Origin of the sequence: Umbribacter vaginalis (genome assembly GCA_001552935.1) — a bacterium.
Classification (GTDB): Bacteria; Actinomycetota; Coriobacteriia; order Coriobacteriales; family Eggerthellaceae; genus Berryella; species Berryella vaginalis.
In genome coordinates this window covers 131,239-154,345 of record KQ959713.1, presented here as the reverse complement: position 1 = coordinate 154,345, position 23,107 = coordinate 131,239, and the positions used below count along the sequence as shown (strand labels likewise).

Sequence of the window (23,107 nt, the reverse complement as noted above, 5' to 3'; positions counted from 1 at the left end):
CGTGTTTTCACTTATCGGATTTCTTGGTTTATCAGCCGCTTTTATTGCCGTCTTGGTATCGGTACTGTGTTTTGTTGTCGATCATGTTATGGTGTTACGCGCTGGGCGCACCCAGCAAGGAGCATATAACAAGCAGGTCACGCGCTGGGCGTGCGCGGGATACACCGCTAGCTTGCTGTCGTTTGTGTTCTTGCTTGTGTGCTGCGCGGTGCTCGTCTATTGCTTTTTTACCGGCGATGTTTCTATAAAATATGTTGTGCACGAACGCACGCTGTCCGACACATCGCTTACGTGGCTGTATAAACTGGCGGGCTTGTGGGCTGGCCGTTCGGGCTCGCTGCTGTTTTGGTCGTGGCTGATTGCGCTGTTCACAAGTGCAATTATTCTAGTGCGTCGCCGTAAGCTCATTCATCTCGATTCAATTGCCTTGCTATGCATGCAACTTGTTCTAGCAGCATTTTTGGGCGTTATGCTGTTCGCGCAGGCAAATATGCCGTTTACGCCAACGCCTGCAAGTTATTTCACGTCTCAGGGTGAACTGAGTGCCTCTGCCCAAATGCTTGGTATGAACTGGCTGCTTGAGCACTGGGCTATGGTTATTCATCCACCTACCTTATTCGTAGGATATGCAGGTTTCACGGTGCCATTTGCCTATGCCATCGCTTCTCTTGTAACGGGCGATGCGTCTAAGCGTTGGGTAGAACATGCGCTGCGTCCTACGTTTGTGGCGTGGTTGTTCTTAAGCATCGGCATTGGCCTTGGCGCTATCTGGGCATACGTTGTGCTTGGTTGGGGCGGATATTGGGGCTGGGATGCTGTTGAGAACGCATCGCTGCTTTCATGGCTTATTGGCGTTGCGCTCATTCACACCTTTGTGGTATACCGCCAACGAGGCGCGTTTAAGCGCTGGGGTATTATGTGTTCGTGCTTGGCATTCGGTTTTGTGATTGTTGGTACGTTCATTTCGCGATCGGGCATTGTGCAATCGGTGCATGCTTTCGAGGGCGATCCTGTGTCGTTAGGCTTGTTTGGCCTGCTCATTGGCGTGGCTGTACTGGCAGGCTTGGTGGGGCTTATTCTGCGTTGGAAGCGCTACGAAGCCGACACGGCAGGCGCCGATGATGTTGAAAACATGCTCTCTCGCGATGCTGCGTTCTACTTCAATAACATTATTATGGTGCTGTTCACCTTTGTGCTTACGTATATGACCATTTCACAGGCACTTCCCGCATGGATGCCTTTCGGTCACGATGCATTAGGAAAAGCTGCATACAACGCTATCGCGCGACCGCTTGGCTTGTTCTACCTGCTTATTATGGCGTTTGGTCCGCTTATGGGTTGGGGAAAAACCAACTTCAAAACCTTTGTGCGCGATGCGAAAATTCCTGCTTTGTGCAGCGTTGTTTTGTTTGTCGTGCTGATGGCGTATTTTGTAACAACGCTTTATCCAAGCTATGTTGCAACAATTAACACCAGTTCAAGCGTTGCGCAAGAAATGCGTGAAATGGGTCCGTCGTGGTATTATAACGGGCTTGCTGTAGTTGGATTTTTCATTGCAAGCGTGCTGTTTTTTAACTCGTTGTTTATTTTGGTGCGTGCTTTGCGTCGCAGCTTGGCGCTTGCTCGTGCTAGGAAAGCTGCTAAAAATGCTGTGTCGCGTGGAACGTTTCTGCTGCAAACCTGCGCACGACTAGGCGGTTTTGTTGCTCATTGCGGTGTTGCACTTATGCTTATTGGTCTTATTGGCTCGTCGATGTATGTTACCGAAAAAACGTCGTATTTGGCCTATGATGGTGCAACAGATACATCGGCTGATATTTTCACAATCAAAGGCTACGATTTGCACTTCAAGGGCTCCGACATTCAAACCAACGAACGTACTGGAAAAATGCATTACACACTGTTTTTTGACGTGGCTAAAGACGACAAGATAATCGATTCTATCGCACCGTCAATTGCAATGGATCAAATTACGCGCCAGCAAAAATTATCGGCTGCGGTTACATCCAGCCCACTTGAAGACTTGTTCGTGGTGTATCGCGGAACGTCTGCTCAGGGGCAGTTGGCGCTTGATGTGCGCGTAAATCCGCTTGTGTCAGCTGTGTGGCTTGGTTTTTACGTGCTCATTTTTGGTGTATTATTATCATCACTTGGAGTGAACTCCCATACCAAAGAGTAATGAGTATTACATGAATGCTACTGAGCCTAACTGCACGTCACAAGCTTGTGAAACATCTGCGCACGCTTCTTGCGCAACTGGCACGGTAGCGTTGTGTGCGCGCAATGTTTCAAAACAATTTGGATCGCGAACGGTATTGCGCAACATTTCCTTCGAGGTTCAAGAAGGTGCGTTCGTGAGCATTTTTGGCCCTAACGGCGCAGGTAAAACAACCTTATTGCGGATGCTTGCAACACTCGAGCGCCCAACAAGCGGTACCCTAAGCGTGCAGGGATTTTCTCTTGATACTCACGCTGAACAGGCACGCGCGTGTATCGGCTTGCTTTCGCACACGCCTATGATGTATGGCAATCTTACGGCGCAGGAAAATCTTGAGTTTTACGCGCGGATGTACGGCGTGCAAAACGCTCAGCAGCGCATTGACGATTTGCTTTGTGAAGTGGGCTTATTGCATCGCAAGCACGACCGCCTGAAAGTTTTTTCGCAAGGAATGTGCCAGCGTTTGACAATTGCGCGAGCGCTGCTTCATAACCCTTCGATTATGCTGCTTGACGAGCCGTATGCCGGGCTTGATCCGTACGCTGTTGACGTGTTTGATACGCTGCTTGAGCGCATTGTTCCTTATCATACCTGTGTGATGGTAAGCCACGACATTAGCCATATCTCGCCGTTTTCGCAAAAGTCGCTTCTGCTTGCGCGCGGGGAAATTTATGCGTATAAAGATTCGGCGGCTGTTACGAAAGACGATTTCAGCGCGCTGTATGCACCGTCGCAAGGACGTCGTGCGAATGCGAAGCGCAGCAGACAAGAAGGTGCACGATGAGCAGGAATACTACCAACACAAGCAGCGTTGCGTGCGTGAAACCTTCTTCGTTTTCACAGTTCAAAACCCTTGTTCGCAAAGATATTCAACAAGAGCTTGCCAGTTTCGACATGCTTACATCGATGGGTATTTATGCAGTGTTGATTATTGTGGTCTATGGTACATCGCTTGCAAATACGCTCTTACAAAAAGAGTTAATGCCCCTAATAGCAGGCTTGTTTTGGTCGCTTATTGTGTTCAGTTCGTTGCTTGGTTTAGGGCGTTCGTTTTATCGCGAACAAGAACGCGGTGCGCTATCAGGTATTTTGCTTGTTCCGATGGATCGCAGCATCATCTACGCCGCCAAAGTATGCACGAACGTCATTTTTATTGCATGCGTTGAAGTAATTATTGCGCCCTTGTTTTTCTTCTTTTTCATGACGCTTATTCCCTTGTCATCGGTGCTTTATGCCGTCCTTGTGCCGCTTTTGCTTGGCACGCTTGGTATGGCAGGTGTTGGCGTTATGTTGGCAACTATCACCTGTGACGCTCAAGGTCGCGAAGTTATATTGGCGGTGCTGTTCATTCCGCTAATTTATCCTTTGCTGTATTGTTGTGTGACGGCAAGTGCGGCGGCGTGCACAGGTGGTGCGGAATGGTTTGAGCCGTGGCTTTTGGGCGTGGGATTAAGCCTTGTTTATGATGTGATTATGCTGGGAGTTTGTTGGATTTTATTCGAGTACGTGGTAAGCAATTAGCGCAACAACACACGTGCGCACGATGATATTGAAATACACATGATGAAACGTGTGGAGTAATCCATGCGAAGGATACGATAAGGAGAACTATGACAGAAAAACTATCGTGTGACCAGGGGAATTCCAGGCAAAACGAACACGAGCATGCATCCCGTACTTCTGGTGCGGCCGCTTGTAGTGTACCTGCTTCGCAAGAAACGTCTGCTTCGCTGCGCGCCAGTTCCCGCCGCACGCCTCGCGGTGCGTGCCCCGTTATGTCATTGCGCGTTGCTGTATCGGCGCTCATTGTTGGCATCATCGCAACCACGCTTGCATTTTTAGCGGCATTTTTCTTTGTTGCGCCTGTTCATGGAGCACAAGTGAACGGCTTCGAGTATATTGGCGGCCAGTTGGTAGCAAATAAATTGCTTATGTCGCAGAAAATCTTCTACTTCCATATGCCTGCTGCGTTCGCGTCATTTGTTGCTATGCTAGGCGTTTTTGTGTTCAGCATTCGCTTTTTAATGAAGCTCCAGCTTACAAGTGATACTGCGGCCGCCGTTGCGATGGAAATTGCCCTTATCTTCGTGATTTTAACGATGATAACAGGCGATTTGTGGACGCGCTTTGAATGGGGCGTGTGGTGGACGTGGGATCCGCGCCTTACTACCTATTTGGTGCTGATGCTGCTGTGCATTGCGTATTTTGTGCTGCGCTCATCGCTTGTCGATTCGCTTAAACGTGCCACGTATAGTGCCGTTATTGGTACCATTGCCTTTATTGACGTGCCTATTACGATGATGGTAACGCGTCTTATTCCTACGAGTTTGCATCCCGTTGTTATTCGTGAGGGCGGTATGACGCCCGATATGGCAGCGATTACAGTACTTGCGCTGGTGGGAATGCTCCTGATTGCGTTTGCGCTGTTTGTTGTCCGTTATCAGCTTGAACGTAACACGCAACGCCTCGAAGCGTTAAAACAGGAATTTGAATGCGACTAATTGCTACTGTGTACGCAGTTTTGCAGGAAGTTTGGCACTATACCTCGTACGCAGTTTTGTACGGGGAACACAACACAAGGAGATAAACAGATGAATCCTATTTTGCAAGATATTTATAGTACTATTATCCCGTCAGCGCCATTTATTATTGCAGCTTATGCGCTTTTTTGGGTAGTATTGCTGGTATATGTTATAAAGCTTGCCCGTACAACACAAAAGCTTTCGCGTGATATTGATACGCTTGAGGCGCTTATCAAGCAGCAACAGTAATTGTGTAAAACCGCACGTAGGTTAAAAGAAGCGCAGGCGATATGCGCCGTAGCAAATCAAACGCTCTACGAAGCACATCAGGAAACGCATCATGAAGCGCCCTGTAAAGCAGTAAGGTGCAACCAGCACGAAGCGCCACGTGAAGCGCAAAAAAAGAGAAAGGTAACGTTGTGAAAGCACTTATTCCAGCAGCAGGTTTAGGAACACGTTTTCTGCCTGCAACAAAAGCAGTTCCTAAAGAAATGCTGATGGTGGTTAATAAACCGGCCATTCAATACGTTGTTGAAGAGGGTTTTGCCAGCGGAGCCGATGAAGTTGTGATCATCAATGCACGCAACAAAAAAGCCATCGAAGAGCACTTTTCGCCTGATACCGCTTTGGTTGATACGCTCAATCAGCGTGGAAAAACCGCCTATGCGCACGCAGTTGAACAAGCCGGATCGTATGCAGTGCGCTTTGTCTATCAAGACGAACCGCTTGGTTTGGGACACGCCATTTATTGTGCGCGCGATGTGGTTGGTGACGAACCTTTTTACGTGCTCCTGGGCGATGTGCTTGTTCCCGATAACGCTATGCTTACGCGTATGAAACGTGTTTCCGAGCAGCACCACAATGCCAGTGTGATTGCCGTTATGCCCGTTCCCGATGAAGAAGTAAGTCGTTTCGGCATTATTGGCGGAACCGAGCTTTCTTCTGACGTGTGGAAAATTGACTCTCTTGTTGAAAAGCCTGCACTGAAAGATGCGCCTACGCACCTGGCAGTGTTTGGCCGCTATTTGCTGACTCCGTGTGTGATGGAGTTGTTATCGCACGTAAAACCAGGTGTTGGTGGAGAAATTCAGCTAACAGACGCGCTGGAAGCCTTGCTGCGCGAAGAAGAAATGTATGCGCTTGTGGTTGACGCGCGCGAGGGTTTTGATACTGGTACGCCTGAAAGTTGGCTTCATACCAATAACGAGTTGTATAAGCGTACATTTGGCAAGTAAGTGCGCGCGCCACGTGTTGCTTTGACTGAGAGAAATCCCTCGAGAGCTTCTCTTGCGAGGAAATTTTGTTCGAGGAAACTGCGTTGGTATGAATCGTGCTTGGAAGACACGAGCTTGAGCGGGTCTTGTTTGGAAGACGCGCGTTCGGGCAAATCGCGCTCGAGTAAACCTTGCTTCTCGTGAGTTTTGCGCGAAAAACCTGCGCTTATGCGCCCCGAGCTTGAGCGACCCGTCCTTGAAAAACACACGTTTGCATGAACCATGCTCGCGTGAACTATACTTGCTTATGCAGTACAACAACCAGATAAGGAAGCGTTTATGCCTGATATTCAACTTCGATTTCATCGAGATACGCTTGTTTTGTCGTCCGATTTATCGCATGCGCCAGCAGAAAGCAATGCTGCTCCACAGCTTGCAACGCAGCTAGAAGACGCGTTGCTGCTTGATAGTGAAAGCATTGAACAGCGTTTTCGTCTTGAGAAAAGTGCAGGAGCTGCGTGTTTGTGTGTACCGTGTAAGGGCTTGTCTTCACGTTATTTGTCGGTGCAGGCAGTGCGTGAAGATCATGCTCAGCGGCTTGCAAAGCAGTTGTTTGCGCTTATTGCTCAGTTATCACCAACACATGTGGTAGCAGAAATTACACCGCTTGAAATTCCCTTTGATGCAAGCAGTGCTGCATCGCTTCGCGAGCAGCGCGACGCGTACGCTTTTATCGCGCGCGCACTGAAAAACATTCCGCTTGACATGGTGCTGCTTTCGCGATTTCCAAGCTTTGAACTAGCAAAATGCGCTCTTGTTGGCATAAAAAAAGTGCTCGATGTGCCCTGTGCTGCAAGCGTCAGCGCACACGCGTATGCCGGCTCACCTGACACCAGTGCGCTTATTCAATCGCTTTGTGATTTAGAACTTTCGGTGTTTGGTTGGCATGTTCCTTATAACGATGACAAGCTTATTTCTTTGTTCCAGGAAACAAAACGCGCATGTAACGTACCATTGCTGTGTGAATTATCGCTGGCTTCATGTAACAACTTAAATGGTAATCGTACCAGTTCACTTGCGATTTTAAGCGATATACTTGTGAAACAAGTCGAACAGGTGTATGCTTTAGGCGTGCAATTTTTTCGCGTAACAGAAAGCCCACGCGCTGCACTTACAGCGGCACTTACTGCTAGTATTCAGGGGCTTGACGTTCGCACTACAAACAGCAACGATACGGGTAAAAGCGAGTGAAACGGGTACCATGCTTCAATCTGATGAATTTGGATCGCTGCAACGAGTTGTTGATGCGCTGTATGCCGACCCACGTATCGAAACCGTGCGCCGCATGGACGTGCTGGTTATGGCAGAAGTGTACGACTTGTGCTCTAATTTATGCGACATTGTAAAATTGTTGCCGCCAGGTAGCTATACGCGCCAGAAATTGTGCAATCAGCTGAATGCGTCGATTACAGGACATGCGTGGGGGCTTATGTATGGCACCGTTGAATAAGAGTGTTGTTTTTGCTGAATGCCTTAAGTAAGGCGTGCAGTGAACTGTATTTATGCGTGTTAGGAAGTGAAATGATAGGCATTACAAGCATGTTTTTCATGCAGTTTATGAACAGCCACGAAGCTGATATTGCAGCACGTATTGTGTGGGCGTGTATTCAAATTGTACTGTGCATTGTGCTGGTATATTTTGTAACACGGCTGCTCACACGCTTATTATCGCGCGATTCTGTGCCTATTCCATCAAGTTCTATTTTTGTTGCTATTATTAAAGTTGTGCTGTGGTTTGGGTGTGTGTGCTCCATTTTGTCATCGTGTTTTGGTTTCGATTTATCTGCTGCGTTTGCTGCATTAGGCGTTGGTGGTATCGCTCTATCACTGGGAGCAAAAGATACGATCGCCAATGTCATCGGTGGAATTCAAGTGTCGGTGCTTGGCTTGGTGGTGCCTGGAGAATACATTCGGGTAGGCGAGTCGTGTGGACAAGTGCAAGATGTTACGTGGCGACAAACCGTTGTAAAATCACTTGATGGCACGCTTTATTACATTCCGAATGCTCAAATTAACTCATCAACATTGGTAAAAGTGATAAACCCAAGCGTTGTTAAAGTGCCTTTAGTGCTTACGAAATTGCCAACGTCGGTATCGCAACTGGCAACTCATCTTGAAAAATGTGCCTATGATGCGGCGCAACAGGAGGGTACTGTTCGCGAAAAACCAGTATGTATTTTTAAGGAATTAAGTGAATATGGAGCACGTGGCTTGGTGCAGTTCGAAATGGCAGATGAATTTGAGGCATTGCGGGCGCGCGATAGCGTAGTTCGTGCTTTAGCTGACGCTGTTCAGCACTAAGAAGCCCCACGCTCGTCTTAAGGGTGAACCCACCTTCTAAAGGCGGGTAAATTCGCGGTTGGCTGCCTGGCTTTCGTATCAACAGATACGAATTCCCATTTCACCAACAATACTGAAATCCCTTACAGTTTGTCATCGGTCCACCGCGTATGAAGACGAAGCGTGGAACTTCTTTTACTGTAAAATGAAACAGGTAAAAAGAAAAGTCTTGACTTGTAAGTATTTTCTTGATTGGTGCTGCACATGCTTGCTGTTTGGCAAGCGGTAAGGATAGCAAGCAATGGAAACGTTATTTTCGCAGATAAACCAAGATAAACGGGATCGTTGTGCACCTCTTGCATGGCGTATGCGCCCTCGTAGCTTGAATGAAGTTGTGGGTCAGCAGGATATATGCGCAGAAGGCACCTGGCTTTATCAGGCAATTCAGCACGATACCCTTACGTCACTGTTGCTGTATGGACCTCCGGGAGTGGGCAAAACATCGCTTGCACACGTTATTGCTCATACGACACACGCCCAGTTTGAAGCTCTGTCGGCCATTGGAGGCACGGTTGCCGATTTGCGTAAAATTATCACCCGCGCCGATGAAGCGCTGCTGCGTCAAGGTATTCGCACTATTGTGTTCATCGACGAGATTCATCGTTTCTCGCGCGCGCAGCAAGATGCGCTGCTTCCTGCCGTTGAACAGGGAATTATCATCTTGATTGGTGCTACTACTGAAAATCCGTATTTTGAAGTAAATACTGCGCTCCGTTCGCGTTTGCATATTATAACGATGCATGCGTTATCTCAAGATGATATATATGAATTACTGCAACGTGCTTGTTCCTACAAACGAGGATTGAATGGCGTTTTTGAACTAACCGCTGAAGCGCGCGATCGTATTGTTGTGTTTGCGCATGGCGATGCACGTGCTGCACTTACGATTCTCGATGAAGCAGCAACACTTGCACGCGTTCAATCTGGCAGTGCACAAACATCTCATCAATCAGGAAAAACGCCCATTACGCTTCAGCATGTTGAAGCGTCAGCGGGTGTGCGGCTTCCTTCGTATGACAAAAATAAAGATGAACACTACGATATTATTTCTGCGTTTATTAAGTCGATGCGCGGAAGCGACCCTGATGCTGCACTGTATTGGCTTGCGCGCATGATTGATGGTGGGGAAGACCCGCGCTTTATTGCACGTCGCATTATGATTGCCGCCTCAGAAGATGTTGGCAACGCCGATCCGCAGGCACTGCTCGTTGCGAGTGCTGCGTTTCGTGCTGCGGAAGTGATTGGGTATCCTGAATGTCGCATCAACTTAGCACAAGCGGCACTTTACGTTGCGCTTGCTCCTAAAAGCAACGCAGCTGAAGCTGGAATCGATGCAGCACTTGCTGCAGTACGTTCCAGCAAACAAGCGTATGTTCCTAGCTATTTGCGTGATAGGCATCGTCCGGGGGCGCAGGATTACGGTGAGTATCACTATCCGCATAATTACGAAGATGGTTGGGTTGATCAGCGCTATTTACCACAGGGCATTGAACAAGGTAGTTTTTTTAAGCCCTCGCAGCGTGGTTGGGAAGCGCAGGCGTGCAAGCGTCTGGACGGTATTGCGGCTGCTCATCGAGCTCAGGTGGCGAGTCAACGCACGCAAGCAGCGGGCCATCGAACTCAGGCGGCAGATTGCGCGAAGCCCGCACCAACGCCCGCACCCTCACCGTGTTCTCACGAGCAGGCAGCGCATCGCGCCAAACCCTCACCGCTTCCTCGTGATACGCGTTAAAAGTGACGCGCAGGTGCAGAATTTCAACATCGAAACGCTGCAATAATGTTATAGTAAGACTAATTCAAGGAGGTGCACACAATGGATATTCCTGCTATTGTGTTACAAATAATTTTTGCTGTGGTGGGCATTGTATTGTTAGTTGCGCTTGTGTACCTTATTCGTACACTTAAAACGGTGCGCTCAACAATTATCGACACAAAAAAACAGCTCGATCCAACGTTGCAAAATATGGCAGAACTTACTTCAAGTGCCAAACCTCTTGTGGTAAAAAGCGAACCTATCCTCGATAGAGCTGCACTTTCTCTTGATGCGTTGAATTTGGAAGTAATGCGTCTTGATGGCATTTTAGAAAATGTTGCTGAAATGACCACGACCGCGCAGCATGCGGTAAGCGCGCTTGATGCGCTGGCGAATGCTCCTCAGCGCGCTGTACAACACGTTACCAAAAAAGTAACGGGAGTTATTAACAAGTCGAGCGCAAGCGATACTGCGCGTAAGTTGCACGAAAAGCGCCTTGAAATGCTCGATAGCGCCGGTACTGCTGCTGCACCTGGCGCTTCACGTGGTAGCGTAGCGAATACCGAAGCTGGAACTGCGGCCAGTGCCACACCCAGCACGATGGATGGTACGGCACAACAAACCGCCCCAAGCACCGCATACGGTTATGAAGAAACCAGCGCAGACGGTCTGGTAGATGGCAGCATACCCGCTGATGAACGTTTCGATCCTGCTGAGCGCAATTATTACACGTATCCGCCGCGTAGCAAGAAGTAGGTATTTTCATGGCAGTTTACCCACAGCGCGCCTCACATATTGTCCATACTATTATGCTGGCAGCATGGACCTTGGTCGGCTGTGGAATTGTTATATATGGGCTGGTTAAGCTGGCACATATCATTGCTATACCTATTGGTGTAGTACTGTGGTCGATGGTTATTGTTTTTATTTTGCGCCGCCCTGTTAATTTCTTTGAACGCCACGGCGTGCCGCGTGCTGTTGGAACAACGCTTGCGTATCTGCTGATGTTTCTTGTGGGTGGCGTGTTAAGCTTCATGCTCTTTTCGCCTTTGTTTGGCATAAGTGCGCAGTTCAGGAACTTAACGCAGAACGTGCCCGACTACATTACAGCTGTGAATAGTGCTTTGAATGCGTTGTATGTGCAATATGCCGATTTACTCCAAGACGAAACTTTGCGTGCGTGGTTAGGGCAGGTGGCAAGCTCGCTGTTCGGCGTGTCGTCGAGTATTGCAAGTGCCAGTGCAACGAGCATTTTAGCTGCGGGAACGTCGCTTGTGAACATTGGCATCACCATTGGATTTGCACTTGTTATTGCTTTTTGGGTATTGGTTGATCTGCCGCGCATGGGGCACGAGGCGTATCGCGTGTGTGGTGATAAAAATGCGCACCATCTGAAAATTTTTCATGCATCGGTCACGCGCGTTATGGGCGGATATATTGCTGGAACTGCTATTCAGTGTCTTATTATTGGCGTTCTATCAGCAGTACTGTTCTTTATTTTGCACTTGGAAAGCCCTGCAGCACTTGGTATTGTCACAGGAATTTTGAACATTATCCCCATTGTTGGTCCGTGGGCAGGTGGTATTTTAGCTGCGCTGTCGTGCGTTATGGTAAGTCCGATTGCTGCGCTGTTTGCGCTGGTAGGAACTATCGTTATTCAGCAACTGGTGTACACGTTTATCTCTCCGCGTCTTATGAGTAAGTCGGTTAATATTCATCCTATTCTTACGTTTACGGCGTTATTAGCTGGTAGTGCTCTTGGTGGGGCAGCAGGCGGCTTGCTTGGCTCGCTTATTGGAGCACTTCTGTCAATTCCTGTGGTTGCCGTTGCAAAATCGCTGTTTGTGTACTATTTCGAGCTGCGTTGCCAGCGTCGTATTGTTGCTGATGATGGAGTGTTTTTCAAGGGGGAAAATCATCATAGACACACTCATAACTCTCAAGCACAATATGCTGAATGCGAGGATGGTTCAACAAAAGTTATTATGGGCGACAACAATACAACCAGCGACAACCATATATCTGATAGCAATTGCCAGCCGGTAACGACAAGAGAAAATAGCAAGGATACTGATACTAATCGCAAGGTTGCACGTTTAATTGAACACACTAAAGATCCTGATACAGCACCTACTAAAGAATCTGATCAACCCCGCGATAAATTCCGCTATAATGCACCTGATAAAGAGGCTGATACTGACCCTGACACCCACTCTGATAAGGAATTTCTGACAGCGGATATTGCCTTACACGATGCTCTTGGACTGCGCTAACCTATATCAGCCGCGCCTTACCATGAACATCACTTTCTCATATCACATCCTACTTCTTCATATACGAGTTTATATAGAGCAAGCCCTCATAAGAGCTTCATGTCATGCATATACATTACTCTTTTTGCGCCTTACCACAAACATCACTACGCGTTCATAAACGTTCCAGTAAAGCACCACATGCCAGCAACTACGCTGAATTCTAGAGAAATGCCGAAACTTGCGCTTCTTGTCTTTCAAAATGCTTCAACAAAACGTAATATAGCTAATTACATACGAACAAAGAGAAATAGGTGCTCTCGTGAAGTACATGACAACTGCGGAAATCCGCGAAAAATACCTTTCATTTTTTGAATCTAAGGGCTGCAAGCGCTTGCCGTCAAGCTCACTTATCCCTGACGACCCTTCATTGCTGCTTACAAGCGCAGGAATGGTGCAATTCAAGCCCTATTTTTTGCATGTAAAAGAATTTGATCCTGCCTATATTGGCGCTACGACGTCGCAAAAGTGCGTACGCACGAACGACATCGATATTATTGGTACAACAGGCAGGCATTTAAGCTTCTTTGAAATGCTTGGAAATTTTAGTTTTGGTCGTTATTTCAAAAAAGAGATGTGCACGTGGGCATATGAATTTTCAACTGAAGTGCTTAAACTTCCAAAAGAAAAACTGTACTTCACCGTGTACCTTGACGATGACGAAACCATCGAAATTTGGAAATCGCTTGGCGTGCCTGACGATCATATTTCGCGCCTGGGTGAGGAAGATAACTTCTGGCGTGCAGGACCTACTGGTCCGTGTGGTCCGTGTTCGGAAATTTATTACGACCAGGGCCCCAGCTTTTCATGCGGCAAGCCCGATTGCAAAGTGGGCTGCGACTGTGATCGCTACCTTGAGTTCTGGAACTGCGTGTTTACGCAATTTGACGGCCAGGAAGATGGCACGCTTGCGCCCCTTCCAACAAAAAATATCGATACTGGTATGGGGCTTGAGCGCATGGCAGCCATTATGCAAGGTGTTCAGTCGAACTACGATACCGATGTTATGCGCGATTTGGTGCGAGTTGGCGAAACCTTAAGCGGAAAAGCGTATCATAGCGCACCTGCAGTTGATTTGTCGCTTCGTATTATTGCTGATCACAGCCGCAGTGTTTCCTTTATGATTGCTGATGGCATTCTTCCATCGAACGAAGGTCGCGGATACGTGTTGCGCCGCTTGCTGCGCCGTGCGGTTTTGCATGGCCACAAGCTGGGAATTCAAGGGCCGTTCTTAAGCAATTACGTTGCAAAAATAGTCGAGCTCATGGGTGATGTGTATCCTGAGATTGTTGATAATCGCGAGCTTGTGGAGCGCGTGATGCTCTCAGAAGAGCAGCGTTTTGGCACCACCTTGCGCCAAGGCCAGCATTATTTGCAAGAAGCGCTTACTTCGCAGGTAGATGATGGCGTTCTTCCAGGTGAGATTGCGTTTACCTTGCACGATACGTATGGATTCCCCTTTGAGCTTACACGTGAAATAGCTGCTGAAGCGGGTGTGCGTGTTGACGAGCAGGAATTTAAAGCCTGTATGGAGCAGCAGCGCACGCGTGCACGTGAAGCAAATACGAAAGACGCTGAAGCAGCATGGTCTACCTATGGTGGCGTTCATGCTGAGCTGCTTAAGCGAGTGGGCGCGTCGCAGTTTGTTGGTCATGAACAGCTTGAAGCGCAAGCACGTATTGTGGCGCTCATCAAGGACGGCGCTATCGTTGACGTACTTTCAGAAGGCGAACAGGGCGAAGTGGTGCTTGACGTTACGCCGTTTTATGCGGAAATGGGCGGCGAAGTGGGAGATACAGGTACGCTGAGTACAGCAGCATCTCTTGCGCGCGTAACTGATACACAAGCTCCGGAAAAGGGCCTCATCTGCCATAGCGTTACCGTTGAGCGTGGCGCTTTTCGAGCACAGGACATTATTCAAGCTCAGGTAGATGGGCTGCGCCGCAAACGTATTGCGCGCAATCATACGGCAACGCATTTGCTTCATGCTGCTTTGCGTGAAGTGCTCGGCGAGCATGTGAACCAAGCAGGGAGCTATGTTGGCCCCGATAGGTTACGTTTCGATTTCACGCATTTCCAAGCGCTAACCAAAGAAGAAATGCTTCAGGTTGAAGCGCGCGTTAATGACGTTATAGGCCAGGCAATTCCCTTAACGGTTTGTGAAACAAGCCTTGAAGAGGCGCGTAAAAGTGGAGCAATGGCGCTGTTTGGAGAGAAGTACGGTGAAAAAGTTCGCGTAGTTTCGGCAGGTGAATTTTCTAAAGAACTGTGCGGTGGTTGTCACTGTAACAACACGAGTGACGTAAACTACATGAAACTCATTTCACAAAGCAGTGTTGGTGCAAACGTGCGACGTGTTGAGGCGCTCACCAGCTTTGATGCGTTTAACTATGCAGCGCAGCATATTGCAGTGCTCGATGATGCTGCAGCAATGCTTAAATGTCAACCTCTTGCGCTTACAGAAAAGCTTAACCAGCTGTTAGCTGAAGTAAAAGAAGCGCAAACAACACTTAAAACTCTTAAAGCGCAGGCTCAAGCTAAAAGCGCCGATTCATTGCTGGATAATCAAGAGATAAGTGCTGCAGGGTATCCTGTGATTTTTGGAACGTGTAGCGATGCCGATGCGGGCGCGCTTCGTACTAGTTGGGATATGCTTCGACAGAAAATGAAAACTCCAGGTGCTGTTCTGCTAGCAGGCACGAATAATGGAAAAGTAACGTTGCTTGCAGCTGCGAGTGATGAAGCTGTTGACGCTGGGTTTGACGCTGGTGCGCTTATCCGCGCGATTGCGGTTCACGTTCAAGGTGGCGGTGGCGGTAAGAAAAACATGGCACAAGCGGGAGGTAGCAACGTAAACGGTATCGATGCTGCCTTTGATGCTGCTCGCGAAGTGCTTGGATGTCGCCACGCATAATACGCATAGCAGGAACAGGTGTGCTTACACGCGCGCCTGTTCTTGTACGCGCGCCGTTCTCGTTTCTGGTTACGTTCCCACACGTGCCACCCGCAGTCAAAACAGCTAACGCGGCCAGCACAGCAAAACACGTACGGTACGCAGCGCTTATAGGCCGTTTACTTGGTCATTTTTAGCAATTACGTTGTGAAGTTCGTCGATATAGCCTTCGAGCAACTCGTTCATTTTGCGCTTTTTGTGCATAATGTAGCCGATAGTCATTTTGTGCTTTTCTGCAAGCGGTATCGCAACGATGCCCTTGTACATTTCTGTCGATAAAACACCTGTTGAAATAGTATATCCATTAAATTGAAGCAACAAATTAGTAAGTGTTCCACGATCGGAATAGCGAATATTGCGCGCATGTGGCATGTAGCCAAAAGGCTCTTCTGAATAGTAGAACGAATTTTCGTTGCCCTGCTCAAACGAATACCGAGGATAATCGCGCAAATCATCAAAGCTGATAGTTTTCTTGTGTGCCAGGGGATGATGTTCACCAACAAATACATGCGCCCACGCGCGAAAGAGCGGCTTAAAGCTTACTTCCGCATCATCAAACGCCTTTTCAAGCACGCGCGCATTAAAATCATCAAGGTACAACACACCGATATCGCTTCTAAAGGTGCGCACATCATCGATTATTTTTCCTGTTGCGCATTCGCGTAAAATAAAATCGTACTGTTCGCTGGCACATTGTTCAGTCACGTTGACAAATGCCTGGAGTGAGAAATAGTAGTGCTGCGTTGAAATGGAAAGACGCATGTGAGGCTCATGACCGCGTGCATAGCGCGATTCCAGCATGTCTGCCTGTTCAATTACCTGACGTGCATATCCCAGCAGTTCAGTTCCATCGTTCGTGGGGCTCACACCGCGGTTCGAGCGCGTAAAAATGGTAATTCCCAGTTCTTGTTCGAGATCTTTAATAGCAGTTGATAGGTTGGATTGTGAGATATACAAGTTCTGAGCTGCGGCATTAATTGAGCCAAATTCAGCTATTGCAATAAGATAGCGTAGTTGTTGAAGTGTCACGTATGCTCCTTTCTAGAAACCACTCGCACAGTTTGTTAGCGCAGCACACCATCTTGTTTCATACGCTGGGTACCTGCATCATCAATAGCAGCTGCTCCTTTTGCTTCGCCATACTTATATCCACCTAGGTATTCATCTTTCGTATCATGAATAAAATCCCAAATAGCGTTGTTAATGCGCACCCAACCTGTCCATCCTGGATGCGCTGAGTCAAGAATGAAGTATTTCTCGTATTCAAAACTCGAAAAGTCGGCATACGACACTTGTTCAAGGTCGCATAACTGCTTGAGCTTTTCGTATAAGTAGGTGCGCTGATCTTTTGGAATGTTCAACTCGTCACACCATACGCCCTTAAAGGGAATAAAAATAACAAGTGGTTCATAGCCGCATTCACGTGCAATGCGCAGCGTGTGCTGGAAATCTGCCTCTTCACGTGCAGCTTCGTTAAGAGTTTGATCTTGCCATGCTCGATTAGCTTCAATTTTATCGGCAACAGCATTGCGAAAGCCAAAGCGATTTGCCCCACCATCTGCATCACCACGTTTCACAGCTTGCTTCATACGTTCAGCCCATTGTGGCACTTCAATAGGTGAACCAGACTGTTTTTCAGGTGTGCGAACAAGCGCTTTTTGAGCGATGGTACTCCAATCAAAAAGAATTTTCATTTGCTCTTCGTATTCCATCAAGATGCCGTTGAGTGTGTCGATAGGGGTATCACCATTAGCTGCACTAATGAATTTAGGTGAAACTGTTTTTTTAAGCTGCTGCAGGCGTTTGCGCACGTAGTCTTTAGATTCTTGGGAGATGTTTGGGTTATGCACAAATTGTTTATACAACGAAAATGACAGCTGTTTTCCCATCGCTGCTTGTCCACCGTTATATTTGAAGAACCATTGTGGCGATAGAAAAAAGAAAATTTTACGGTGTTGTGACGCTGGCTGATATGCACCCATTGCAATACCTTGCGAAAGACACTGATCGTTAGCGATTCCTATTAAGTTGAGGTCAAATCCACGATTATGCTTGCCATAAAATCCATCGGGAGCATCGGGTGTTTGGTTGTCATGTATAAAAAACTCCGACGATCCAAACGCAAGATACGAGTTTGCTTCTTGCGTTGCTTTGTTTATGGCAACACTGCGCGATTTTTGCTGCGAGTATATGTAACTGTAAATGCGGTTGTCAGAGTGCGCGTACGTAAAAGAAAGGATAAGCGGCATATTGATAATAACAAGCGCAAGTGCAATCAAGCCAGAAAAAATTCCTACAAGAAGATAGCGTGCTTTTAATTGTGGCGGAGCAGTATGGATGGTGTTAGTTGCACTTTTAGCATCGTGCTGTGCACCTGTAGAAGGAGTGTTGAGTTCTATGTGATCGTGCGTGTTCATATATATAAGATACGCTTTCGGCTAAAATCCTGCATAGATGGTTTGCACAGATACAAAAAATCCTGAAAATACAATAAACCAGTAGGTAAATAAGCCCAGAACAAATACACCAACAGCGCATACAAGCGACAATAACAGCTGATGACGCAGGAAAAAGCTGGCTACGCTGCCGCTTACACGGTTTAAGAATGTTACCTTATGTGCCATAACGTGTCCTTTCACATGTATAAGGGTCGATACGTACATGATGCAAAGCTGCTCTTATGAAATTGCCCATAAGAACGCAACCCATGAAATCAGCGAACGTGTTCACAAGAACGTGTCCTCCGCAATTCGCGAACCAGACCTTATGAACCTGCCCTTAACATCCTGCGTCTTACGGCAAGTTGGCAGTTTCGCTCAGCAGCGGATTGCGTGCGGTAAGCGTTTTTGCTTCCGCTTCATCACGCTTCATGCGCTGTATACCTTTATCATTTAACGCGGCTGCACCAGCAGCAGTTCCATATTTATATCCGCCTAGGTACGCATCGGGTGTATCGTGTATAAAATCGTAAATTGCATTATTAATGCGCACCCAACCTGTCCATCCAGGATGATACGTATCAAGCAAAAAATACTTTTCGTACTCAAAGCTTGAAAAATCGGCATATGAAATACGCGCCTTATCGCATATACTACGTATTTTTTGGTAGTAATCAAGTCTATCGCTTTGCTTTACGCCTTGGTAATCGTACCACGTTCCTTTAACAGGCAAGATAACTACCAACAATTCGTAACCTGATTCTTTCGCAACATTTAAAGCCCACGTAAAGTCGCTGTATTCTTTATCGGCGTTCTTGAACGTTTGGAGCAGTTCAGCTGTATCATCTTTATGATCAGCATAAGCTCGATCCTCAATACCAAACGGATTGGTTGTTGCTTGAGCATCACCTTCCTGTATGCCGTTTTCAATAGCGGCATTCCAGTTTGGTTCATAAGGAGCTTGTGTGCTTTTCTTCTCATCGGTACGCTCAATAGCACCTGCTACAATGCGTGGCTTGTTGAAGCGCAGTGCAAGTTGCTCGCGATAGGTCATAAGCAAGCCATTTACGGCATCAAGGGGAGTAGCAGGGTTTGCAGCGTTAATCATCTGCGGGCTAATAATTTTTGAAAACTCGCTTAAGCGTTCTTTTAAGTAGGCGCGCGAAGCATCTGAAATGCGCTTATTTTTCAAAAAGTCGCGGTAGAGCATAAAAGAAAACTGATTTGCCATGCCATCTTGCCCGCCATTTTTGCGGAAAAACCATTGCGGCGAGACAATAAAAATTGCTTTATCGTGAAGCGAAGCACGGCGAAATGCGCCCATGGCAACACCTTGATTGAGTGATTGATCGTTTGCAACGCCTATCAAATTCAAGTCGATGCCGCAGTTGTGTTCTCCAAACATGCACGCAGGTACACTGAGCGTAGCATCTTTCTTAAAGAAAAACTCTGATGTTCCAAATGTAAGGTAGCTGTCAGGCTCCTCAGTAGCGCGCGTCATGTCTACCGAGCGCGACTTTTCCTGCGAGTACAGGTAGTTGTAAATGAGGTTTGGGTCGTTGTCGTCCAGGCGCGGCAATAGCGAAGGAATGGCAAGTATACATATCGCTAAAGCGATCAGGCCAAGAATTATTCCGCGTCCGAGTGTCCAAGGGCGCAAAGTATGTTGCTGAGCCGAAGAGGTGGCATCGTTCATGCGCTATAACCTAATTTCTACTTGGTGAATAATCAAGTTTACGGTGTTCATCTCTTCACGTTCTACTTCAGTTGGCGCTATTGACACGCCAAAGGTATCTTCAATATCAACAAGCAGTTCAACAGCGGCCATCGAATCAAGAAGACCCAGCTCAAACAAATCTTCATCGCGATGCGTGCGCACTTCGTCGCTGTCGCATACTTCTTCAAGCATATCAAGGAGTTTTGCTTCTACTTCTTCATGGGTATAGGCGCTCATAGCTTCAACAATCCTTTCATTACTTGCGCAATTTGGTCGGAAAACAGCGCAAATCCAAATACAACAAGGTTAATAGTAAATCCCCAGGTAATAAATTTATACCACCAAGCGTTTTTATGTTTCTTATGAAAAGTAGTGCGTTGCCAAAGCTCTGTTATAGCAAGTAAAACGCCATGATATACGCCGTAGGCAATGTAGCTTACGCTAAGTCCGTGCCACATGCCCATAAGCGTCATGTTAAGGATATATCCTGTTTCTGAAATGGCAAGACGGTTTTTGTTAAACCATTTATGCTTCAGGGAAAAACGCACAAAGCGCATGAAAACAAAGTCGCGCAGCCAAAATGAAAGCGTGATATGCCAGCGGTTCCAGAAGTCTTTAATGTTCAGTGCTGCAAAAGGCGCTTTGAAGTTGCGGGGTGTTTTAACGCCAAAACAATAACTTAAACCCATAGCCATCAGCGAATATCCTGCGAAATCGAAGAACAAATAAAAGCTGTATGCCCATGCATCTTTAATTTGGGCTGCAATGTTATAGAGCCATTCTGCTTGACTTACAATATCGTTTGGCAGCGGCCCAATTGTTGCAAACGAGTGTGCAAAGGTGCCAAATACTTCTTTATAGATAAATCCTGCACCAAACAGTAGCAAGCCTTTGCAAAACAGCAGTCCGTAGTCGTGGCGCGACAAGGTAGTGTGTAAGTCGTCGTAAAAACGCCTTGAACGGTCAATAGGTCCCGATATAATAGTGGGGAAGAAAAGCAAAAAGTACAGGTAGTCAACAAGGCTCATCTGCTTAATTAAGCCATCGTGAATTTCAATAACGGTTTGTACTGCTTTGAATGTAAGGTATGAAATACCAATAAACCCAAGTAAATTCAGATGCGTTGTTTCGGTAATTTTAAACACAACAAGAGGTGCAAGCGTTGCGATAAGCGCTATTACAAAACGCAGCTTTGACGTGCTTTTTCGTAGCAACCAGAAACTTGCGATGGTGCTTAAAACAAGGAAAAATACAATAGAAGCAGCTTGAATAGGAGTTTTATAAAAGAGCAACACCATAAACACCAGTGTTGCAAAACAGCCAAACGGCCTGATAGGCTTTTCAAATGCTCCAATAATTCCTGCTATCAGCGCTACCCCTAAGCTTAGAGGGAAGAAAATGGGATCGTCGTAAAAAGACATCGTTCGTTTCTAATCCTTTGCTCTCTATAACGCTTTAAGCGCTTTTCTATCAATTTTAGCATTAGCAGTTAAAGGCATTTCATTAAGAATTTTAAACGAATGAGGAATCATATAAGGAGGAATTTTCTCCCCAAGAAGCCGTTTTATTTCTTTAACGGTAGTAAAACTATTCTCGCACGAATATGATCCATCAAGCACAACATACGCTCGCAAGCTTTTGATGCGCTCATCTTTTACTACAGGAATAACTGCAGATTGCGCAATAAGCGGCAATTCGTCGAGGTTACGTTCAATATCGCCCAGTTCAATGCGAAATCCGTTTACTTTGACGAGATTATCAATACGTCCGCCAAAATATAAACATCCCTGTTCATCAAGGTGTCCGTTATCGCCAGTGCGGTAAGCACGCGTGTGCTTATCAAGTGGTAAGCATGCGCTAAATGCTGCATGTGTTTTTTCAGGATTGTGATAATAACCTTTGGCAACCGTATCGCCTACGATAACAATTTCACCCTCCACGCCAGCGCACACAGGTTTTCCTGTATCGTGCGACACAATGTAAATAGTAGTTCCTTCACGCGCAAAACCAACAGGAAGGGGTGTGTTGGCATCTGCTTGTGCGCGAGAAATTTCACAATAGGTAACAGCAACAGTCGATTCTGTTGGTCCATAGGTATTAGCAACGCGTACATTGGGAAAGCGATCAAGCAATTGACGTGCAGTTTTGCAACGCAGCGTTTCGCCACAGAATAAGAACAACTGCACATCGGGCAGTAAGTTATGGTCAAACGAAGGGTCAACGAGGCACATATCAGCAAACGATGGTGTAGAAATCCACACGTTGATGTGCGAGCTTTTCAGTGCTGCGAACAGCTGCTGGTAGTTATGCGTTACCTCCGAGCTGATGGCATATAAACAACCGCCTGTTGTAAGCGCACCAACTACTTGGTATTCCGATAAGTCAAATGAGTAGGGCGCCTGATCAAGAAATACTGCGTTTGCATCGCTTACAGCAGGAAATGTATGCATCCAGCGCATGAAATTTCCAACATTGCGCGCGCTTACTTCAATACCTTTTGGCTTGCCAGTAGAGCCAGACGTGAAAATAATGTATTGCGTGTCTTCGCCTTGAACCCATTGTGCTCCTTCTTTCCTCACAAGAGCTTCTAGGGAGTTGTTGCAGGTAGGGGAGACGTTTTGCGGGGAAGACGTGTCGTTTGTGTTGGTGTTTGTGTTGGCATGTGCGGCATCATCGTTTGCGGTGTTTGCGGCGTCTGCTGTACTTTCGCTCGCATTGCCGTTTTCGTTGTTGCATACATCATCAGCAAGAATCACGCTCATCTCGTGTGCATTATATATATGCTTGCGTCCCAGTTGTTGCGTAATTTGTTCTGGCAGGGGAAGTGTTGCAATAACGTGTGAGTTGTCTATTTGTTGGTAAATGTCAAGTACACGCGATGCAGGCAGTTCAGAATCTACCGGTACAAAGGCATGGCCACTGCGCAAACATGCCAGAAAACTGGCTATCATGAGCGGTGATTTATGGCCATATACGATGTAGGGAGAGCGCGTGTTGCTGCCATCGCTGGCGGCATTTGCGCTACTTGCAGGGTCATTGCCGCAGTTTGCAGGCTTGTTGTTGCTTGGCGCTTCCGCAGCGTCCTGGCTGCATTCCCGCGCTTGTGCCTGCTCAGCGGTACCAGAAGCGGCATCAAAAGCGGCGCCACCAGTGCGGCCAGCGCCAACACCGCAACCAACTCCATCGCTTTCTTCCAAACGCATAAGCCACGGCTCAACGTTGAGATTCTCATATTCTTCACTTGTATATTGATGAGGACTTGCGATACCTTTTTGCCGTTCAAGAGCGTATTTAATACGGCTTGAAAGACGCCAAATTTCGCCATAGCTAAACGACCAGTTGTCTATGCGATAGGCAATGCGTGTTGGTTGTTCAAGCGCATAGCGCGCTACTGCATACAGAAATTCATTCGATAAACTGCACTTTTCGCTTTGAACAGTAGTATCCATAAACGTGTCAAGCCCCCCTTGGCTTTGTTTTGATACGTAAAATTTCGGTCATTGTTGATCAATATGCGTTAACGCGTAACACAATTGCTCGCCAAAACGGGTTCGGCACGTGTGCAAAACCAACTGTATAG

At 47.1% G+C, this 23,107-nt stretch carries 20 protein-coding genes; 13 read left to right on the top strand and 7 right to left on the bottom strand.

Annotated elements, in window-relative coordinates; all coding sequences use genetic code 11:
* The first annotated feature begins 1 nt into the window (after window position 1).
* From HMPREF3190_RS06825 to alaS, 13 genes are all read left to right on the top strand, one after another.
* A complete protein-coding gene (locus HMPREF3190_RS06825; protein ID WP_066781619.1) occupies window positions 2-2,179 on the top strand; it encodes a heme lyase CcmF/NrfE family subunit in 2,178 nt (725 codons plus the stop codon).
* A 10-nt stretch (window positions 2,180-2,189) separates the two neighbouring features.
* Complete coding sequence (ccmA, locus tag HMPREF3190_RS06820) at window positions 2,190-3,002, top strand: heme ABC exporter ATP-binding protein CcmA (protein WP_066781617.1); 813 nt, start codon at window positions 2,190-2,192, stop codon at window positions 3,000-3,002.
* Complete coding sequence (locus tag HMPREF3190_RS06815) at window positions 2,999-3,739, top strand: heme exporter protein CcmB (protein WP_066781615.1); 741 nt, start codon at window positions 2,999-3,001, stop codon at window positions 3,737-3,739. Before ccmA ends, HMPREF3190_RS06815 begins: the two co-directional genes overlap by 4 nt.
* 89 nt (window positions 3,740-3,828) lie before the next feature.
* Window positions 3,829-4,719 carry a cytochrome c biogenesis protein CcsA gene (gene ccsA, locus HMPREF3190_RS06810; RefSeq protein WP_449676381.1) on the top strand — a complete coding sequence of 297 codons (891 nt, stop codon included), beginning with the start codon at window positions 3,829-3,831 and terminating at the stop codon, window positions 4,717-4,719.
* Between the two features lie 90 nt (window positions 4,720-4,809).
* Window positions 4,810-4,989, top strand: a complete 180-nt coding sequence (locus HMPREF3190_RS06805; protein WP_066781613.1) for a hypothetical protein — start codon at window positions 4,810-4,812, stop codon at window positions 4,987-4,989.
* Window positions 4,990-5,159: 170 nt separating this feature from the next.
* Window positions 5,160-5,975 carry a UTP--glucose-1-phosphate uridylyltransferase gene (locus tag HMPREF3190_RS06800; RefSeq protein ID WP_066781611.1) on the top strand — a complete coding sequence of 272 codons (816 nt, stop codon included), beginning with the start codon at window positions 5,160-5,162 and terminating at the stop codon, window positions 5,973-5,975.
* Window positions 5,976-6,293: 318 nt separating this feature from the next.
* Window positions 6,294-7,205, top strand: a complete 912-nt coding sequence (locus HMPREF3190_RS06795; RefSeq protein WP_066781610.1) for a hypothetical protein — start codon at window positions 6,294-6,296, stop codon at window positions 7,203-7,205.
* A gap of 10 nt (window positions 7,206-7,215) precedes the next feature.
* On the top strand, window positions 7,216-7,464 hold the full coding sequence (locus HMPREF3190_RS06790) for a 3-demethylubiquinone-9 3-methyltransferase (RefSeq protein WP_066781609.1): 249 nt from the start codon (window positions 7,216-7,218) through the stop codon (window positions 7,462-7,464).
* 71 nt (window positions 7,465-7,535) lie between these two features.
* On the top strand, window positions 7,536-8,315 hold the full coding sequence (locus tag HMPREF3190_RS06785; protein WP_066781606.1) for a mechanosensitive ion channel family protein: 780 nt from the start codon (window positions 7,536-7,538) through the stop codon (window positions 8,313-8,315).
* Window positions 8,316-8,595: 280 nt separating this feature from the next.
* Complete coding sequence (locus HMPREF3190_RS06780; protein ID WP_082715225.1) at window positions 8,596-10,086, top strand: replication-associated recombination protein A; 1,491 nt, start codon at window positions 8,596-8,598, stop codon at window positions 10,084-10,086.
* Window positions 10,087-10,167: 81 nt separating this feature from the next.
* A complete protein-coding gene (locus HMPREF3190_RS06775; RefSeq protein WP_066781604.1) occupies window positions 10,168-10,863 on the top strand; it encodes a hypothetical protein in 696 nt (231 codons plus the stop codon).
* Between the two features lie 8 nt (window positions 10,864-10,871).
* Complete coding sequence (locus HMPREF3190_RS06770) at window positions 10,872-12,380, top strand: AI-2E family transporter (RefSeq protein WP_066781598.1); 1,509 nt, start codon at window positions 10,872-10,874, stop codon at window positions 12,378-12,380.
* A 301-nt stretch (window positions 12,381-12,681) separates the two neighbouring features.
* A complete protein-coding gene (gene alaS / locus HMPREF3190_RS06765) occupies window positions 12,682-15,333 on the top strand; it encodes an alanine--tRNA ligase (RefSeq protein WP_066781596.1) in 2,652 nt (883 codons plus the stop codon).
* 147 nt (window positions 15,334-15,480) lie between these two features.
* On the opposite strand, the gene HMPREF3190_RS06755 is transcribed toward alaS, so the two are convergent.
* The 7 genes from HMPREF3190_RS06755 to dltA form a co-directional block, all read right to left on the bottom strand.
* Window positions 15,481-16,401 carry a LysR family transcriptional regulator gene (locus HMPREF3190_RS06755; protein ID WP_066781593.1) on the bottom strand — a complete coding sequence of 307 codons (921 nt, stop codon included), beginning with the start codon at window positions 16,399-16,401 and terminating at the stop codon, window positions 15,481-15,483.
* Between the two features lie 35 nt (window positions 16,402-16,436).
* The gene (gene dltD / locus HMPREF3190_RS06750) at window positions 16,437-17,789 is read right to left on the bottom strand and encodes a D-alanyl-lipoteichoic acid biosynthesis protein DltD (RefSeq protein WP_066781591.1); all 1,353 of its coding nucleotides are present in this window, start codon (window positions 17,787-17,789) and stop codon (window positions 16,437-16,439) included.
* A 21-nt stretch (window positions 17,790-17,810) separates the two neighbouring features.
* Complete coding sequence (locus HMPREF3190_RS06745) at window positions 17,811-17,996, bottom strand: hypothetical protein (RefSeq protein WP_066781589.1); 186 nt, start codon at window positions 17,994-17,996, stop codon at window positions 17,811-17,813.
* 169 nt (window positions 17,997-18,165) lie between these two features.
* Window positions 18,166-19,506 carry a D-alanyl-lipoteichoic acid biosynthesis protein DltD gene (gene dltD, locus HMPREF3190_RS06740; RefSeq protein WP_066781587.1) on the bottom strand — a complete coding sequence of 447 codons (1,341 nt, stop codon included), beginning with the start codon at window positions 19,504-19,506 and terminating at the stop codon, window positions 18,166-18,168.
* Between the two features lie 3 nt (window positions 19,507-19,509).
* Window positions 19,510-19,764, bottom strand: coding sequence for a D-alanine--poly(phosphoribitol) ligase subunit DltC (gene dltC / locus HMPREF3190_RS06735; RefSeq protein ID WP_066781585.1), 255 nt, complete (start codon window positions 19,762-19,764; stop codon window positions 19,510-19,512).
* On the bottom strand, window positions 19,761-20,948 hold the full coding sequence (dltB, locus tag HMPREF3190_RS06730; RefSeq protein WP_066781583.1) for a D-alanyl-lipoteichoic acid biosynthesis protein DltB: 1,188 nt from the start codon (window positions 20,946-20,948) through the stop codon (window positions 19,761-19,763). Before dltB ends, dltC begins: the two co-directional genes overlap by 4 nt.
* A 24-nt stretch (window positions 20,949-20,972) precedes the next feature.
* A complete protein-coding gene (dltA, locus tag HMPREF3190_RS06725; protein ID WP_066781579.1) occupies window positions 20,973-22,976 on the bottom strand; it encodes a D-alanine--poly(phosphoribitol) ligase subunit DltA in 2,004 nt (667 codons plus the stop codon).
* Between the last annotated feature and the right edge of the window lie 131 nt (window positions 22,977-23,107).

What these genes read in the sequence shown, in the direction of transcription:
- HMPREF3190_RS06780 (WP_082715225.1), top strand. Translation starts at nt 8,596, where the DNA reads ATGGAAACGTTATTTTCGCAGATAAACCAAGATAAACGGGATCGTTGT.
- HMPREF3190_RS06790 (WP_066781609.1), top strand. Translation starts at nt 7,216, where the DNA reads ATGCTTCAATCTGATGAATTTGGATCGCTGCAACGAGTTGTTGATGCG.
- dltA (WP_066781579.1), bottom strand. Translation starts at nt 22,976, where the DNA reads ATGGATACTACTGTTCAAAGCGAAAAGTGCAGTTTATCGAATGAATTT.
- dltC (WP_066781585.1), bottom strand. Translation starts at nt 19,764, where the DNA reads ATGAGCGCCTATACCCATGAAGAAGTAGAAGCAAAACTCCTTGATATG.
- HMPREF3190_RS06745 (WP_066781589.1), bottom strand. Translation starts at nt 17,996, where the DNA reads ATGGCACATAAGGTAACATTCTTAAACCGTGTAAGCGGCAGCGTAGCC.
- dltD (WP_066781587.1), bottom strand. Translation starts at nt 19,506, where the DNA reads ATGAACGATGCCACCTCTTCGGCTCAGCAACATACTTTGCGCCCTTGG.
- ccsA (WP_449676381.1), top strand. Translation starts at nt 3,829, where the DNA reads ATGACAGAAAAACTATCGTGTGACCAGGGGAATTCCAGGCAAAACGAA.
- HMPREF3190_RS06815 (WP_066781615.1), top strand. Translation starts at nt 2,999, where the DNA reads ATGAGCAGGAATACTACCAACACAAGCAGCGTTGCGTGCGTGAAACCT.
- HMPREF3190_RS06770 (WP_066781598.1), top strand. Translation starts at nt 10,872, where the DNA reads ATGGCAGTTTACCCACAGCGCGCCTCACATATTGTCCATACTATTATG.
- dltD (WP_066781591.1), bottom strand. Translation starts at nt 17,789, where the DNA reads ATGAACACGCACGATCACATAGAACTCAACACTCCTTCTACAGGTGCA.
- HMPREF3190_RS06785 (WP_066781606.1), top strand. Translation starts at nt 7,536, where the DNA reads ATGATAGGCATTACAAGCATGTTTTTCATGCAGTTTATGAACAGCCAC.
- ccmA (WP_066781617.1), top strand. Translation starts at nt 2,190, where the DNA reads ATGAATGCTACTGAGCCTAACTGCACGTCACAAGCTTGTGAAACATCT.
- dltB (WP_066781583.1), bottom strand. Translation starts at nt 20,948, where the DNA reads ATGTCTTTTTACGACGATCCCATTTTCTTCCCTCTAAGCTTAGGGGTA.
- HMPREF3190_RS06775 (WP_066781604.1), top strand. Translation starts at nt 10,168, where the DNA reads ATGGATATTCCTGCTATTGTGTTACAAATAATTTTTGCTGTGGTGGGC.
- HMPREF3190_RS06795 (WP_066781610.1), top strand. Translation starts at nt 6,294, where the DNA reads ATGCCTGATATTCAACTTCGATTTCATCGAGATACGCTTGTTTTGTCG.
- HMPREF3190_RS06805 (WP_066781613.1), top strand. Translation starts at nt 4,810, where the DNA reads ATGAATCCTATTTTGCAAGATATTTATAGTACTATTATCCCGTCAGCG.